General features: G+C 59.3%; 15 protein-coding genes and 1 riboswitch. Of the genes, 8 read left to right on the plus strand and 7 right to left on the minus strand.

The window, feature by feature from the left end:
* Window positions 1-4: 4 nt before the first annotated feature.
* Window positions 5-1,729 carry a ShlB/FhaC/HecB family hemolysin secretion/activation protein gene (locus ACWXTG_RS13505; RefSeq protein WP_309564394.1) on the minus strand — a complete coding sequence of 575 codons (1,725 nt, stop codon included), beginning with the start codon at window positions 1,727-1,729 and terminating at the stop codon, window positions 5-7.
* A gap of 128 nt (window positions 1,730-1,857) precedes the next feature.
* Window positions 1,858-1,953: riboswitch (cyclic di-GMP riboswitch) on the minus strand.
* 216 nt (window positions 1,954-2,169) lie between these two features.
* Between ACWXTG_RS13505 and ACWXTG_RS13510 the strand changes: the two genes are divergently transcribed.
* Together ACWXTG_RS13510 and ACWXTG_RS13515 are read left to right on the plus strand one after the other, a co-directional pair.
* Entirely contained in the window at window positions 2,170-2,496 is a 327-nt protein-coding gene (locus ACWXTG_RS13510) for a YnfA family protein (protein WP_309564395.1), read from the plus strand.
* Window positions 2,497-2,674: 178 nt separating this feature from the next.
* Window positions 2,675-3,709 (plus strand): trypsin, encoded by a 1,035-nt coding sequence (locus ACWXTG_RS13515; protein WP_309564396.1) that lies wholly within the window; start codon window positions 2,675-2,677, stop codon window positions 3,707-3,709.
* Here the strand turns inward: ACWXTG_RS13515 and phoR are convergent.
* Window positions 3,696-5,027 carry a phosphate regulon sensor histidine kinase PhoR gene (phoR, locus tag ACWXTG_RS13520; RefSeq protein ID WP_309564397.1) on the minus strand — a complete coding sequence of 444 codons (1,332 nt, stop codon included), beginning with the start codon at window positions 5,025-5,027 and terminating at the stop codon, window positions 3,696-3,698. The two genes, ACWXTG_RS13515 and phoR, sit on opposite strands and share 14 nt — an antisense overlap.
* A gap of 37 nt (window positions 5,028-5,064) precedes the next feature.
* Window positions 5,065-5,751, minus strand: a complete 687-nt coding sequence (phoB, locus tag ACWXTG_RS13525; protein WP_309564398.1) for a phosphate regulon transcriptional regulator PhoB — start codon at window positions 5,749-5,751, stop codon at window positions 5,065-5,067.
* Between the two features lie 184 nt (window positions 5,752-5,935).
* Between phoB and ACWXTG_RS13530 the strand changes: the two genes are divergently transcribed.
* From ACWXTG_RS13530 to ACWXTG_RS13555, 6 genes are all read left to right on the plus strand, one after another.
* Entirely contained in the window at window positions 5,936-7,549 is a 1,614-nt protein-coding gene (locus ACWXTG_RS13530) for an OFA family MFS transporter (protein ID WP_309564399.1), read from the plus strand.
* A 20-nt stretch (window positions 7,550-7,569) separates the two neighbouring features.
* A complete protein-coding gene (locus ACWXTG_RS13535; protein WP_309564400.1) occupies window positions 7,570-8,163 on the plus strand; it encodes a DNA-3-methyladenine glycosylase I in 594 nt (197 codons plus the stop codon).
* Window positions 8,164-8,239: 76 nt separating this feature from the next.
* A complete protein-coding gene (gene ribH / locus ACWXTG_RS13540) occupies window positions 8,240-8,689 on the plus strand; it encodes a 6,7-dimethyl-8-ribityllumazine synthase (protein WP_309564401.1) in 450 nt (149 codons plus the stop codon).
* A complete protein-coding gene (gene nusB / locus ACWXTG_RS13545) occupies window positions 8,686-9,168 on the plus strand; it encodes a transcription antitermination factor NusB (RefSeq protein ID WP_309564402.1) in 483 nt (160 codons plus the stop codon). The genes ribH and nusB overlap by 4 nt, the downstream gene beginning before the upstream one ends.
* Window positions 9,169-9,390: 222 nt before the next feature.
* On the plus strand, window positions 9,391-10,095 hold the full coding sequence (locus tag ACWXTG_RS13550) for an FHA domain-containing protein (RefSeq protein WP_309564403.1): 705 nt from the start codon (window positions 9,391-9,393) through the stop codon (window positions 10,093-10,095).
* Window positions 10,096-10,123: 28 nt separating this feature from the next.
* Entirely contained in the window at window positions 10,124-11,746 is a 1,623-nt protein-coding gene (locus tag ACWXTG_RS13555; protein WP_309564404.1) for an HD domain-containing phosphohydrolase, read from the plus strand.
* 20 nt (window positions 11,747-11,766) lie between these two features.
* Here ACWXTG_RS13555 and ACWXTG_RS13560 read toward each other — a convergent pair whose 3' ends face one another.
* Genes ACWXTG_RS13560 through ACWXTG_RS13575 form a run of 4 tightly spaced genes read right to left on the minus strand, consistent with a single transcriptional unit; the run spans window position 11,767 to window position 14,937 of the window.
* On the minus strand, window positions 11,767-12,513 hold the full coding sequence (locus ACWXTG_RS13560) for a UDP-2,3-diacylglucosamine diphosphatase (protein WP_309564405.1): 747 nt from the start codon (window positions 12,511-12,513) through the stop codon (window positions 11,767-11,769).
* A gap of 8 nt (window positions 12,514-12,521) precedes the next feature.
* On the minus strand, window positions 12,522-13,013 hold the full coding sequence (locus ACWXTG_RS13565; protein WP_309564406.1) for a peptidylprolyl isomerase: 492 nt from the start codon (window positions 13,011-13,013) through the stop codon (window positions 12,522-12,524).
* The gene (locus ACWXTG_RS13570; protein ID WP_480220193.1) at window positions 13,010-13,726 is read right to left on the minus strand and encodes a peptidylprolyl isomerase; all 717 of its coding nucleotides are present in this window, start codon (window positions 13,724-13,726) and stop codon (window positions 13,010-13,012) included. Before ACWXTG_RS13570 ends, ACWXTG_RS13565 begins: the two co-directional genes overlap by 4 nt.
* On the minus strand, window positions 13,723-14,937 hold the full coding sequence (locus tag ACWXTG_RS13575; RefSeq protein WP_480220194.1) for a L,D-transpeptidase family protein: 1,215 nt from the start codon (window positions 14,935-14,937) through the stop codon (window positions 13,723-13,725). The genes ACWXTG_RS13570 and ACWXTG_RS13575 overlap by 4 nt, the downstream gene beginning before the upstream one ends.
* Between the last annotated feature and the right edge of the window lie 10 nt (window positions 14,938-14,947).

The raw sequence follows: 14,947 nt of genomic DNA on the forward strand, positions 1-14,947 counted from the left end.
GCGGCTAGAACGACCAGTTGAGGTTGAATCCGGCTGCCGTCTTTGCGGTCTCGAATCCATCCGGTTTTTTGACGGGCTGCCCCAGGAACAGGTCGTAGCTGAACCCCTTGTAGCCTCCGCGCATGCCGATGACAGCGCCAGCCAGTTGTTTTCCGATAAGCGTGTCGCTGGATTGACCGCCCACCTCGCCATAGTCGAGCCCGAGATAAAGCGCCTGCCCGCTTTGCCCGAGCATGGCGCTGAGGTCGTTGCGGATGAACCAGCCACGGTCGGCGCTCAGGGTCAACTGCCCGTCGAAGCCGCGCACGGTGTAGCGGTTGCCGATGGCGAAGCGGTCCTGCGGCGTGAGCGGGGTGAGGTTGGATTGCGCGCGGATGTTGGCGGCGTAGCGCAGGGCTTGTGTTCCCCATGGCGCCTGGATGGAAAGCGGGGCCATGAAGCTGATATCGGCGGTGATGATTTCCATGCGCGAAGTGCCTTCGCCGAACGCTTCTTCAGGCGCTTTCAATGCCTGTTGCGCGCCGGTGCCGCGGCGGTAGGCGAGGCTGTAATCCAATATGGATTGGCCGAGATACCAGCTCTGGCTGACGCCCAGCGACCATCCGGCAGTGCGCCGCCGCTGCACTTCCACCTCGGTGTCGTCCACGTAGTTGAATGATTTGCGGAAGAAGCTCCCCAGGGAAAGCTGCGTCTTGTTAATGGCGGAGCGGTAGACCATGCGGCTTAGCCTGAATTCGGCATTCTGGGTGCGGCCGCTGTAGAGGTAGGATTGGTTGAGGCCGGCGACTTCCTGGTGATAGGTGTAGCTCGAGCCGGTGGCGCTGAACAGCCAATCACCATAAGGGATGGAGTAATGCAGGGTCTTGCCGCGCGAGCCGCGGCTGCCTTTGTCGCCGCCGCCCAGGTCCTGGTTGAGGTTGATGTAGAACAAGTCGCTCAGGCCCAGCAGGTTGTCGCCGGAGAGCGTGACGCCGCCCTGGTATTTGCCCGTGCTGTCGAAGCCGCCATCATCCGCGCTGAAGGTGAGGCGGAAGGGCAATGCCTGGCGGTAGCGGATCACCAAGTCGCTCTCGCCGGGTTGCGCATTGCCATCGGCGGGTTCGATCTGGATATCGGCGTCGGAGGTGGGGGAGCGCTTGAGGTTTTCCAGGCCTTGCTCGATGGCGCGCAGGTTGAGGATGTCGCCAGGGGCGACCGGCAATGCGTTGCCGTAGCGGATGCGCTGGCTGGAATCCGGGGTGAAGCGGATTTGCCGCACCTTGCCGGGGATCACGGCGAGGCGGAGGCGGCCATTGCCCAAGGCCTGCGGGCCGGCGAGGATGCGTGTCGTGACGTATCCCTCGGCCACGATGGCGTTCTGCACATGCGACATCGCGGTGTTGATGCCTTGCGCGCCCAGGCAGCGGCCGATGGCGATGTGGTCTTTATCTCCATGCAAGACATCCTGCAATGCAAACTGGAAGAGATCGGCATGCTCGCCTTCAAGGCTGATCTGCCTGATGATGAAGCAGGGGGATTCCTCGGTTGGATAGGCAAGCGGGGCTGGCGGCTGCGAGCCAGGCTGGCGCATGTCCGGCGCTGTTTCCTGTTGCTGCCGCAAGACGCGCAGGCGCTCCTGCTGCAATAGCTGTTCCTGCGCGGAGGTGTCGATCGGTTCGATTGCCGCAATGGACGGGCATGCGTAAAGCAAGGCCAATACGGCCCATAATCCATGACGAGATGGCAGCAAGCGTGATTCCCCTATAACAATATGCAATGAATATTTTTATTGCTAAGTGGCAAGGCCGGCATTGGCAGATGATTAGACAGCCTTTGCGCAACGGGCCAGGCATGAAGCTTGGCGGGCGAGGTGCTCAATATGGCGGTTCCGCTGTCATAGTAGACAAAGTGCTGCTACCTTAGACCGGTGACTTTGCGTCCTCGATTTTTCAACCAAGGTTGCCCTTAACATTTTTGACTATTCTGATGCTGTCGATGAATGAATGTCAATCTGGTATGGGTGTGAGTTTATCTCTTTGTTTTGTAGGCGGATTGCTGGCGATTTTGTCGTCTTTTGTCTGTAGTGCAAGTGGATCGCCAGGCTGGATGCCGGGGTGGGCGATATTATCCAAAAGACCCGGCATGAGTTTGTCTATAATGGCCTCATTTTAAAACTTGCCGGTATCTCGCATGCTCGTGTTGAAAACATTCTCGTTATTCGTCGTGACCGCGTTGGCGGAGATCCTGGGCTGCTACCTGCCTTACCTTTGGCTCAAGAAAGGCGGCTCTGCCTGGTTGCTATTGCCAGCCGCGATCAGCCTGGCGGTGTTCGCCTGGCTGTTGAGCTTGCATCCGACTGCAGCAGGGCGTGTGTATGCGGCTTACGGCGGGGTGTATATATTCGTGGCGCTCGGCTGGTTGTGGCTGGTGGACGGCATCAGGCCCAGCACCTGGGACGTCGTCGGGGTGGGGGTGGCCTTGATCGGCATGGCGATCATCATGTTTGCGCCGCGTTAGTCTTCCAGTCCTTGCTCATTCAGGAGTAAAGTGAAATGCGGCTGGCAATACTCTGCTGCCCCTCTTGCCATGCTTTGCTTGACCGTAGTATCGAATACGGCAGAACGCCTAGCCAGGATTAGGTTTCACATAAGATTTATTAGCGCTCCGAATGCAGGTTGGTGTCAGGGAGGTCTTCTTGGGCAGACCATATGGCGTGACTGGATTTTGTATCGTGCTGAGCTTGCTGGCGCATGCATTGCCAGCCATGGCGTTGATGAACGGCGATCCTGTCAGCCGGGCGCCTGCCGTGCAGTTGGTGTTCGAGCACCGCGAATGGCATGACTACCGCCAGGAATGGCGCGTGAGCCATAGCGAGTGTAGCGCCGTGGTGGTGGGCAGGACGCCGATGACCCTGTTGACCGCAGCGCACTGCCTGCGCGAGGGGAGCCTGGATGAGCGCGACGGCTTGCCTTTATTGTCCATCGCGCGCGCGCCCGATTCCTTATTGGCTATGGCCCGGCTGGCCCGGCTCAAGCAGGCCATATTCCCCGAGTTCGACAAGGTGCGCGGCAACCTGATCGACGACCTGGCGGTCCTGGTGTTCGACATCGAGTTGCCCGATGAAATCGATATTGCGCCAGTCCTGCTTGATGAGCCGGCGCATACCCTATTGTTGTGCGGCTACGGCTATGGCGCGGCAGACGCCCTGCCGGTGAGCCTGCGTTGTGCAAGCAAGTATGTGCATCGCGCAACGGAGGGCTTTGAGGCTTTTGTGCCTGCTGCCTATGCCAGCCTGGACACGTTGTTCTATGCGCGCTACCAGGTGCAGTTCGAGAGCAAGGCCAGCGCGGTCTCGACGCTGGAAACGCTGCTGGCTGTGAATCGCCTGAATGAACAGGGGGATTACGACCCGGCATTGCCCATGCCGACCATGGGCGACTCAGGCGGCCCCTGGCTGGAGGAGCTGGCCGGCGGACATTACGGCGTGGCGGGCATCACGAGTTTCGTGGAAAGTTTTTACGGCAGTTCGCCGCAGTTGCCCTTTTTCCGCAAGAGCAGCGCGCCGATGGCGGATTTCGTCTATGCGGCTTATGGCATCCGGCTGGATTCGATGCGCGCCAGGAAGCTGTTCAACGCCGCGCGCATCAAGGGCGCCGATATCCGTGTCTACCGGCGTGGCTGGCAGAATGCCGATATGCCGCCCGCAGCAGAGGCTGTTACGCGGCAGTAGCTGCCGATTCTGGCGCGGGTTTGCGCACTAACCGGCTTTGCGGCAGCACGGCGGTGAACGTGCTGCCCTTGCCGGCTTCGGATTCAATTTCCAGGCGCCCCTGGTGGCGGGTGAGGATATGCTTGACGATGGACAGCCCGAGGCCGGTGCCGCCCGTCTCGCGCGAGCGGCTGCGGTCCACGCGGTAGAAGCGTTCGGTGAGGCGGTCGATATGCTGCTGCTCGATGCCGATGCCGGTGTCCTGCACGCTGAACAGCACATCCTTGCCGCGCAGGAACAGCCGCAGGTTGATCTTGCCGCTGGCCGGGGTGTAGCGCACGGCATTGCTGACCAGGTTGCCCAGGGCGCTGTGCAGTTCTTCGGTCGCGCCCTTGATGAACAGGCCGGGCTCCACCGGTTCGAGGGTGATCTCGTGCTTGCCCTGGCTGAGGCTAATGCCCTCGTGCAGCAGCATGTTGAGCAGGGTGCCCAGGTCGATCTCGCTTTCTTGCGGGGCCTCCGGGCTATTTTCCAGCTGCGAGAGCGTGAGCAGGTCCTCGATCAGGCGACGCATGCGGCCGGTCTGTTCCTGCATCATGCCGAAATAGGCGCGCGTGCTTTCCGGCACGGCGCCTTCCATGTCGGTCAACGTTTCCAGGAAGCCGCCTACCACGGTCAAGGGCGTGCGCAGCTCGTGCGAGACATTGGCGATGAAGTCGCGGCGCATGGTTTCCAGCTTTTCCATCTGGCTGATATCGCGCGAAATCAGGAGCTTCTGGTTGCTGCCGAACGGCACGAGCTGGATTTCCAGCGTGGCGCCGGTCGTGCGCCAGGACTTGAGCTTGATCGGCTCGGAGTAGTTCTGTTCTTGCAGGTACTGGATGAAGTCAATCGGCCGGACCAGGTAGGTGATGGGCTGACCCGCATCCTGCCGCATGGACAATCCAAGCTGGCTTTCCGCCGTCGGGTTGCACCACTCGATCTGGTCATTGCCGTTGAGCAGGACTACGCCGTCGGGCAGGGCGCTGGCAGCATGGCGGAAGCGGTCGAGGGCCGAGCTGATTTGCGCCTGGCTGCGATTGCTCCGGCGCTTTTCGTAGTAGATGGCGGAAAACACGTCTTCCCAGATGCCGCTGCCCACGGGCATGGTATTCAGCTCCGGCTTCTTGAACCATTGCAGCAACTGGTGCAGCCAGTATAGATGGCTGACCAGGTACAGCAGCACGATGGCGCTGAATGCCAATAGCGCCGTCATGGCGTCTGTGGCCGCCCAGACGACCAGGCAGGAGAATATGGTGGCTAATCCCAGCCACAAGGCTTTCCAGCGGATATCTTGCACGAAATGCTTCTTGTCTTAAGACAGTCGCTATTATGAGCTACTGTGCAGAGAAACGATAGCCAACGCCGCGCACTGTCTGGATAAACTCTTCGTGGCCGGATTCGGAAAGGGCGCGGCGCAGGCGGCGGATATGCACGTCCACCGTCCTGTCCTCCACGAACACGCGGTCGCCCCATACGCGGTCCAGCACCTGGGTGCGCGAATGCACGCGCTCCGGGTTGGACATCAAGTAATGCAGCAGGCGGAACTCGGTCGGCCCCAATTCCAATGTCTTGCCATTGCCGGAAACGCGGTGCGTCATCGGGTCCAGGCGCAGGCCGCCGACCTCGAGCGGGTCATCGGTCATTTGCGGCGCGCGGCGGCGCAGTACGGCCTTGATCCGTGCATTGAGCTCTCGCGGGCTGAAAGGCTTGGTGACATAGTCATCCGCCCCGACTTCCAGGCCGCGCACCTTGTCGGCCTCCTCGCCGCGCGCGGTCAGCATGATGATGGGAATCGCCTTGGTCAGCTCGTCACCCTTCAGCTTGCGTGCGAACTCGATACCGCTCATGCCAGGCAGCATCCAGTCGAGCAGGATCAGGTCAGGCAATGTTTCGCGGATCAGCATCTGTGCCTGCTCCACGCTCAATGCCCGGACCGGGTTGTGGCCTGCTTGCGTCAGGTTGAGCGCAAGCAATTCCTGGATTGCTGGTTCGTCTTCTACTACCAGAATATTCGCTGGCATGTCGTGTTTCCTCACTTGTTGAATGACGAGCAATATATGACGCTAATATGACAGATTGATGAACATGATTAAAGCTGTTCGAGCATTGCGGTTTTATTCGACTTGTATGATGATTTGTAACAAAATGTTTCTTTTTGTTACTTTGCAAATCAATTCTAAATTCGAATAAAACCGAGGGGTGGGCATGGCAGGCTTTTTTTCAAAGGAACGTATTACGGCAGGGCCGGGTTACAACCGTTGGCTGGTGCCGCCCGCCGCGCTGGCTGTGCATTTGTCGATTGGTATGGCCTACGGTTTCAGCGTGTTCTGGTTGCCGCTGTCCAAGGCATTGGGGATTTCAGAGCCGCTTGCGTGCGGGGAGGAAGTCAGTTTCTGGATGCGGGCGATCACGACCACCTGCGACTGGAAAATCAGCGACCTGGGGTGGATGTATACCTTGTTCTTTGTCTTCCTGGGATCGTCGGCGGCGGTGTTCGGACATTGGCTGGAGCATGCCGGGCCGCGCAAGGCGGGCGCCGTTGCCGCCGTGTGCTGGGGCGGAGGTCTGCTGATTTCCGCGATCGGGGTGTATACGCACCAGCTCTGGATGATGTGGCTGGGCTCGGGCGTGATCGGCGGCATCGGCCTCGGGCTGGGGTATATCTCCCCGGTCTCGACCTTGATTAAGTGGTTCCCGGACCGGCGCGGCATGGCGACCGGCATGGCGATCATGGGGTTCGGCGGCGGCGCCATGATAGGCGCGCCGCTTGCCAATACGCTCATGAATTATTTTGCCACGGAGACTTCCGTCGGCGTATGGGAAACCTTCGCCACCATGGGCGTACTGTACTTTATCGCCATGATGATAGGCTCGCTGGGCTACCGTGTTCCGGCGCATGACTGGAAGCCCGAAGGCTGGACCCCTCCAGCCAGCAATGGCAAGGCCATGATTACGCCGCACCATGTGCATGTGAACCAGGCGCACAAGACGCCGCAGTTCTGGTTGCTGTGGTGGGTGCTGTGCCTTAATGTCAGCGCCGGGATCGGGGTGATCGGCATGGCGTCCCCGATGCTGCAGGAGGTGTTTGGCGGAAGGCTGATCGATGTGCCGCTGAAGCTGGCGGAGCTGAGCGGGGACCAGAAACTGCAGGTGGCGGCCATCGGCGCCGGTTTCGCGGGGCTGCTTTCCTTCTTCAATATCCTGGGGCGCATCGGCTGGGCTTCCTGCTCGGATTTCCTCGGCCGCAAGCTGACCTATGTGATCTTTTTTGCCTTGGGCTTCGCGCTCTACGTGCTGTCGCCCTGGGCGGGCAGCATAGGGAGCGTGGCGCTGTTCGCGGGCTTGTTCTGCATTATCCTCACCATGTACGGCGGCGGCTTCTCCACGATTCCGGCATATCTGGCCGACATTTTCGGCACCCAGCATGTGGGTGCGATTCACGGCAGATTATTGACCGCTTGGGCGACCGCCGGGGTGTTGGGGCCCGTAATTGTGAACTACTTGCGTGATTACCAGCTTGACCAGGGCGTTCCTGCCGACCATGCCTACAACATGATCATGTACGTGCTGGCGGGCCTGCTGCTGGTCGGCCTGATCTGCAACCTGCTGGTGCGCCCGGTGGCGGAGAAACACTACATGACCCCGGCCGAGCTGGAGGCGGAAAAGAAGGTCTCGCATGAACAGGCGCAAAAGATGACGCAGGCGGCCGCGCACAAGAGCAATGCCGTATTGGCCGTGGCGGTCTGGATCGCGGTCGGCATTCCGATCACATACGGCATCTGGAACACTTTGCAGAAAGCGGTTATCTTGTTCCATTGATCTTGCCATTGGAAATTGTTGTGACTGATCTCTGTCGTTGCGGGTGGGCCAAGGGGGCGCTGGATGTCGTTTATCATGATACGGAGTGGGGCGTGCCCGTGCATGACGACAGGCTGCTGTTCGAGTTCCTCGTGCTCGAAGGCGCACAGGCCGGGTTGAGCTGGAGTACAGTGCTGAAGAAGCGGGAACATTACCGCAAGGTGTTCGACCAGTTCGATATCGCCAGAATCGCGGCCTACGATGCGGACAAGGTGGAGGCCTTGCTCGCGGACCCGGGCATCATCCGCAACCGCCTCAAGGTGCATGCCGCCATCGGCAATGCCCGCGCAACATTGGAGGTGCAGGCGAAATACGGTAGCCTGGACGCCTTCCTCTGGCAGTTCGTGCAGGGCGAGCCCCAGGTCAACCATCGGCTTAGCCTGGCGGATGTGCCTGCCAGGACCGAGATATCCGACCAGATGTCCAAGACTTTGCTGAAGCACGGCTTCAAGTTTGTCGGCTCCACCATCTGCTACGCCTTCATGCAGGCAGTCGGCATGGTGAACGATCACGTCGTGGATTGTTTTCGCCATGCCGAACTGCTGTCCGGCTCTAAGTCTCCCCTGGCGTGTTAAAATGACGGGATTCGCCAGCGGATTGCCTGGCTCATTTCAATAGCGCAGTGCGGCTGCGCCTAGTTCGGACGAAATCATGAAGAAAATCGCAGTAGATTTGAATGGCAAGGATTTGCGCATCGGCATCGTGCTGTCCCGTTTCAACAGCAACATCGGCGACGGCTTGCTCCAGGCTTGTGTCGAACAGCTGCAGAAGCTGGGCGTGGCCGATGACGACATCACGCTCGCCACCGTGCCCGGCGCGCTGGAAACGCCAGCCATCCTGTTGCAGATGGCGGACAGCGAGCAGTTTGACGGCCTGATCGCGCTGGGCGCCATCATCCGTGGCGAGACCTACCATTTCGAGGTGGTTTCCAACGAGTCCGCGCGCGGCATTTCCGATGTGCAGCTGAGCACCGGCATTCCCGTCGCCAACGCCATCCTCACCACCGAGAACGACGAGCAGGCCGAAGCCCGCATGGCGATCAAGGGTGCCGAGGCTGCGGACGTCGTGGTTGAAATGATCAACCTGCTGAAGCAACTATGAGCGATCAAGACAAGAAGCCGCTAGAGGCGAAAAAGCCGGCCCCGAAGGCCGGGCGCAGCCGCCGCAAGTCGCGCGAGCTGGTGCTCAAGGGCGTCTACCTGGCCTTGATGAACCAGAAGGATGTCTCGGTCATTATCCGCGAGCTGGCCGACGACCCTGATTTCGACCGCGCGGATTACGAGTATTTCCGCCAATTGCTCGAAGGCGTGGCGGAGAACATCGACGAGCTGGACGCGCGCCTGGTGGGCTCGCTGGATCGCCAGCTATCCGAGCTCAGCCCGATCGAGCATGCCATCCTTTGCATTGCGGCGTACGAATTGATCCATGACGTGACCATCCCTTACCGCGTCGCCATCAACGAGGGCGTGGAGCTTGCCAAGCTCTATGGCGGCACTGACGGCCACAAGTATGTCAACGGCGTGCTGGACAAGATCGCGGCGGAAGCCAGGCCCGATGAGTTCCAGCGAGGCAGGAAGTAGTTTCTCCCGTATTGATGCATGAATAGCCAGCCGTTGTGCTGGCTATTTTTTTATCCGCCGTCATGCTGTGAATTATTCATTGAGGCGACGAGAGGCTTGTAATCTGGCGCAGGCTTTGTAAAGATTGTGCAGCATAATAACCATAAAAAAACAAAGCAGGCTTGCTGGCTCAGGGGATGAAGGATTCAAGGGCGGCAGCCTAGCTGAAAGGGAGCTTTATTCATGGCGAAATTGGTGCTTACGCTGGAAGGCGATTTTCTGGCTGAGTTTCCATTGGACAAGCAGCGCTTGACCATCGGGCGGCGGCCCAGCTGCGATATCAGGCTGGAAAACCTTGCCATCAGCGGCGAGCATGCCGCCGTGCTGGCAGAGGACGGCGTGTTCTATATCGAGGACAACCGCAGCACCAACGGCACCTTGGTGAATGGCCGTGCCATTACCCGGCACCAGCTGCAGGATGGCGACAGGATAGGCCTTGGGCGTCACCAGATCGAGTATCTTGAAGAAGACCTTGCCGCCGATCGCGGATTCGAGAAAACGGTGCTGGTCATGCCGGCCATCAGGGAAATGATGGCGGAGGCGGCGGAAAAGCACGCCGCCGAGGAGCCTGTAGGCCAGCATGCCGATGGGCGGGCGGTGAATGGGGCGGCCGGATTGCAACCTGCCGGGCTCGCCAAGGTCAAAGTGTTGAACGGCGCCAGCCCTGGGCGGGAGCTGGTAATCAGGAAAACATTGACGACGCTGGGCAAGAGCGGGGTGCAGGTTGCCGTCATCACCAAGCGGCCGAACGGCTACTTTCTTTCCCATGTCGAGGGCGACGGCCGCCCGATCCTGAATGGCGCTGCGGTAGGGCTGCAGGCGCAACTATTGGCGGATGGCGATATTATCGAGCTGGCCGGGGTCAGGATGTTGTTCTCGCTGGCGTAGTTTTTTGGTCGAACCGGACGGAGGGTAAATGACGGCACGCGGCGCATTGGTCAAGCAGCTGGAAGACCTGAACGCAATAGGCATTGCCCTGTCTGCCGAGCACGACCACCAGCGGCTGCTGGAAATGATCGTGATGAGTGCCAAGCGCCTGACCAATGCGGATGCGGGCACCCTTTACAGCGTGACGCAGGACAAGACGCTACGCTTCGAGATCATGCGGACCAGCTCGCTTGGCATCGCCATGGGCGGCACTACCGGCAATCCCATTCCCTTCCAGCCCCTGCCGCTTTACCTCGCCAGCGGGCAGCCCAATCACCATATGGTGGCGGCGTATGCCGTGCTCAACGATTGCACCGTCAATATCGAGGATGCCTATTACGCAGAGGGGTTCGACTTTTCCGGTACGCGGCAGTTCGATGCGACGACTGGCTACCGTTCGCGCTCCTTCCTTACCGTGCCCATGAAGAATCACGAGGGCGAGATCATCGGCGTCCTGCAATTGATCAACGCCAAGGATGCTGCCGGGCAGATCGTGCCTTTTTCCGATTCCAGCCAGCAACTGGTGGAATCCCTGGCGTCGCAGGCCGCGGTTGCGCTGACCAACCGCCAGCTGATAGAGGGCTTGCGGAATTTGTTCGAGGCCTTCATCCGCCTGATTGCCGGGGCGATCGATGCCAAGTCGCCCTATACCGGCGGCCATTGCCGGCGCGTGCCCGAGCTGGCAATGATGCTGGCCGCCGCGGTGAACCGGGCGGCATCAGGGCCGCTCAAGGACTTTTACATGAACGGCAAGGAGCTGGACGAGTTGCGGATTGCTGCCTGGCTGCACGACTGCGGCAAGATCGCGACACCCGAATCCTTGATGGACAAGCCGACCAAGCTGTCCACGATTTTTGACCGTATCGGCCTGCTCGAGCAACGGTTCGCCCTGATGAAAAAACAGGCGGAATGCCGCCTGCTGCGGCAACAGCTCGATGCGGTCCGCCAGGGGCGCGAGCAAGGGCTGGATGCGCTTGAGCGGCAATATGCCGACTGGATCAGGCAGCTTGACGACGACCTTGCATTTTTACAACGGGTGAATGTGGGTTCCGAGTCGATGCCGGCTGAGGATCAGGAGCGGGTGAAGAAGATTGCTCAATACCAGTTGGAGGATGAGTCAGGCAAGACAGTGAATTTCCTCACCGAGGACGAGGTGTACAACCTGACCATCAGTTCCGGCACGTTGACGCCGGAAGAGCGTCAGGTGGTGAACCAGCATATCGTCGTCACCATCGACATGCTGGAATCCCTGCCCTATCCCCCAGGGCTGCAGCGCGTTCCCGAATATGCCGGCGGCCACCATGAGCGCCTCGACGGCCATGGCTATCCGCGAGGCCTGACCAAGGAGCAGCTTTCCATTCCGGCGCGCTTGATGTGCATCGCCGATATCTTCGAAGCATTGACTTCCGGCGACCGGCCTTACAAGAAGGCCAAGACCTTGTCAGAGGCATTGCATATATTGGGTGAAATGAAGCTGGACCAGCATATCGATCCCGACTTATTCGATATCTTCATCCGGGAGAAGGTCTACTTGCACTATGCCAGGCGCTACCTGCAACCCGGGCAAATCGACGCAGTGGATGAGGCGGCGATACCGGGCTATGCCCCGTGATGGATCATCACGTCAACTTGTTACGGCAATTGCTGGTTGCGTACGCCTTGCCGGTCTACAACCAGGCAGCTGCCCTGTTCGTACCAGTCGCCGAGCACCCAGCGGTCCACCCTGCGGCCGTCCACTTCCAGGGGATGCAATGCGGGACGATGCGTGTGCCCGTGGATGAATAGTTCCGGGTAATCGTACTCGCGCAGCAATGCGGCGACTGCCTCTGCATTCACATCCATGATGCTTTCCTGCTTGCCGGACTTCTCCTGCTCGCTGCGTTGGCGCAGTGCCTTGATCTGGTCCTTGCGCTCACTGAGCGGCTGTTGCAGGAAGTTCTCCTGCCAGGCAGGGGAGCGTACCTGGCGGCGGAAAGCCTGGTACGCGACGTCATCGGTGCAGAGCGCATCGCCATGGCTCAACAATGCGCGTTTGCCGTACAGCGTGACGAGTGTCGGGTCGGGCAGCAATGTCAGCCCGGCTGCGGCGGCAAATGCCTTGCCAATCAGGAAATCCCGGTTGCCGTGCATGAAGTAGAGCTGGGTGCCTTGCTCGGATAATGTACGCAATGCCTGGATGATGGGCTGGTGCTGGGCAAGGTCGTCGTCGCCGGCCCAATATTCGAAAAAATCGCCCAGGATGTAAAGCGCCTCAGCCTGGCTAGCCTGCTGCTGCAGGAAGCCAAGAAACTGGGCGGTAATGGCGGGTCTGGAATCGCACAGGTGCAGGTCGGAAATCAACAGGCTGAACGCCGTTTTCTCCTGACCTGCATATCCCATGCTGGTGCTTAAACGATTTCGGCGCGTTCGATGACCACAGGCTCCAGAGGGACGTCCTGGTGGCCGTTCTTGCTGCCGGTCTTGACCTTCTTGATCTGGTCGACGACTTCCGTGCCGGCTGTCACTTTGCCGAACACGGCATAGCCCCAGCCTTGGGAGGTTGGCGCGGTGAAGTTGAGGAAGTCGTTGTCGGATACGTTGATGAAGAACTGGCTGCTGGCAGAGTCCGGGGCAGGGGTACGTGCCATGGCGATGGTGTAGGTCTTGTTCTGCAGGCCGTTGTTGGCTTCATTCTTGATTGCCGCATTGGTCGGCTTCTGCTGCATGTCCGGGGTGAAGCCGCCGCCCTGGATCATGAAGCCGTCAATCACGCGATGGAAGATGGTGTTGTCGTAAAAGCCGTCTTTTACGTACTGGATGAAGTTGGCAGCGGTAATCGGCGCTTTTTCCTCATCGAGTTCCAGGGTGATTTCACCGAAATTGGTATGTAGCTTGATCAAGGTTTCTTTCCTTTGCTTTTGGTTGGCGCTTCTGTCTGCGCGATGGTTTTGACTTTCTTGTAGTCCAGGCGATCGGCAATGTTGATGGGCTGGTCCAGCAGTGCCACCTTTTCAATGACGACAGGCTCGATCGGCACGTTGAGGTGAGCGCCTACTACCCTGGTCGGGCTCTTGCCTATGCGCTCAACCACGTCGATGCCCTTGATTACCTTGCCAAATACGCAATAACCGATATAGGCGGCCTCGGGCTTGTGGAAGTTGAGGAACTTGTTGTCCGACAGGTTGATGAAGAATTGCGAAGTCGCGGAATTGGGCGCGAATGCACGTGCCATGGCGACGGAGCCGTATTCATTCTTGAGGCCGTTGTTGGATTCGTTCTCGATTGGAGAAAAGGTGGGTTTCTCCTTCATGTCGGCAGTGAGGCCGCCGCCCTGGATCATGAACCGGTCCACGGTGCGGTGGAAGGTGGTGCCAGTGTAGAAGTCGCTGGTGACGTACTGGATGAAGTTGGCGACGGTTTTAGGCGCCTTGTCCGGGTATAGCTCGATGACGAAGCTGCCGTGATTGGTCTGCACTTCCAGCTGCTGCGGCGCATTGTCGCTGGCAATCGCCGCCAGGCTGGCGCACAGCATGGCTAGGTACAGGAACGGGGCGAGTAAGGCACGTGTGGTTGCGCGCATCAGAATTTCCTCCAATGTCAAAATCTGCATCATGCGGGACCTTCATACATGATCTTCCAGCGCTGATTGTCCCACACCCAGTACTGCTGTTTCTTCATGCGGTTGGCGAGTGCATCGCTCTTGTAGTCCTGGTCGAAACTGACCAAAACCATGGACGCTGGGCCATTAGGATAGCGGAACATGCTGATGTTGGATAGACCGATCTGCACTTTTGCCTTGCTGGCCTGGATGCGCCGCTTATTCTGGCTCCAGTTTTCCAGGTTGCCGCTGTCGCTAAAGAAGTCCTTGGCATAATGTGCAAGGTATTGTTCGGTGTTCTGCGCTTCCCAGTCATGGCGCCATTGTTCCAGGGCATGATCCAGTGCCTGCTGACGGTGCTTGGCCTCCTCGGGCGTGATCCATTGCAGGCTGTTGCTGATGATGACCGGCGTTGCGCCTTGCTGCAATACGGGAGTCAGGGCCTTGATGTCCGGGTTGGCAATCACGACGCAGCCGTCGCTGGCCTTGGGCGGGCGGCTGTAGACATCCTTGGGCGTGCCGTGCAGCCAGATGCCGTGGCCTTTCTTGCCTTGCTGTTTATCCAGCGGGTTGGGGTAGTTCAAGGGGTAGGCGGCTTCGCCATAGAAGTCGGGCAGCTTGCGCTCCAGTTTTTTGCCTGCGGTATAAACCCCCAGCGGCGTGCGTTTATCCCCTTCCACAAATTTCTCGCTGCCGTTCTTGCCCATGGTGATGTAGTAGTCCACCAAGTGATGAGGCTGGCTGTCGCGGTTCTGGTAAACGTATAACCGTGATTTTGCCGTATCTACCACGATCGCATAGCGTTGTTCCGGCGCCATGCGCCAGAGGACGTCCGGGATTTTGCCTTCGTGCGGGATGGCAAGATGGCGCTCTATCCGGACCTTGGCCTCTTCCTGAAAGTCGGACACCGCGGCATTCTTATCATCGCCCAGCTTGGTGGACTGTTGCGCAAAAGCCATCAGCAAGTCGCCGCGCACCAGGTGGGCGAGGCGGAAGTTGGGCACGGCTTGCAGCAGTTGGTCAATGGTGTTCAAGGCCTCGCGCAACTGGCCTTCGTTGATTTCAAGCAGGCTTTGCACCAGCAGGCGCTCGGCCTGGTTGCTGCTGAATGCGGGCAGCACGTTGCCTGGAAGCGGACTGGATTTGTCTGCCGTGGCGTTCCAGGGCAGCAGGCCGCCCCCGATGAGCAAGGCCGTGGACAACAGTTTGGTAAAGCGTTTGATCATGCTGTATAGG

Source organism: Methylobacillus sp. DLP286 (assembly GCF_056636515.1).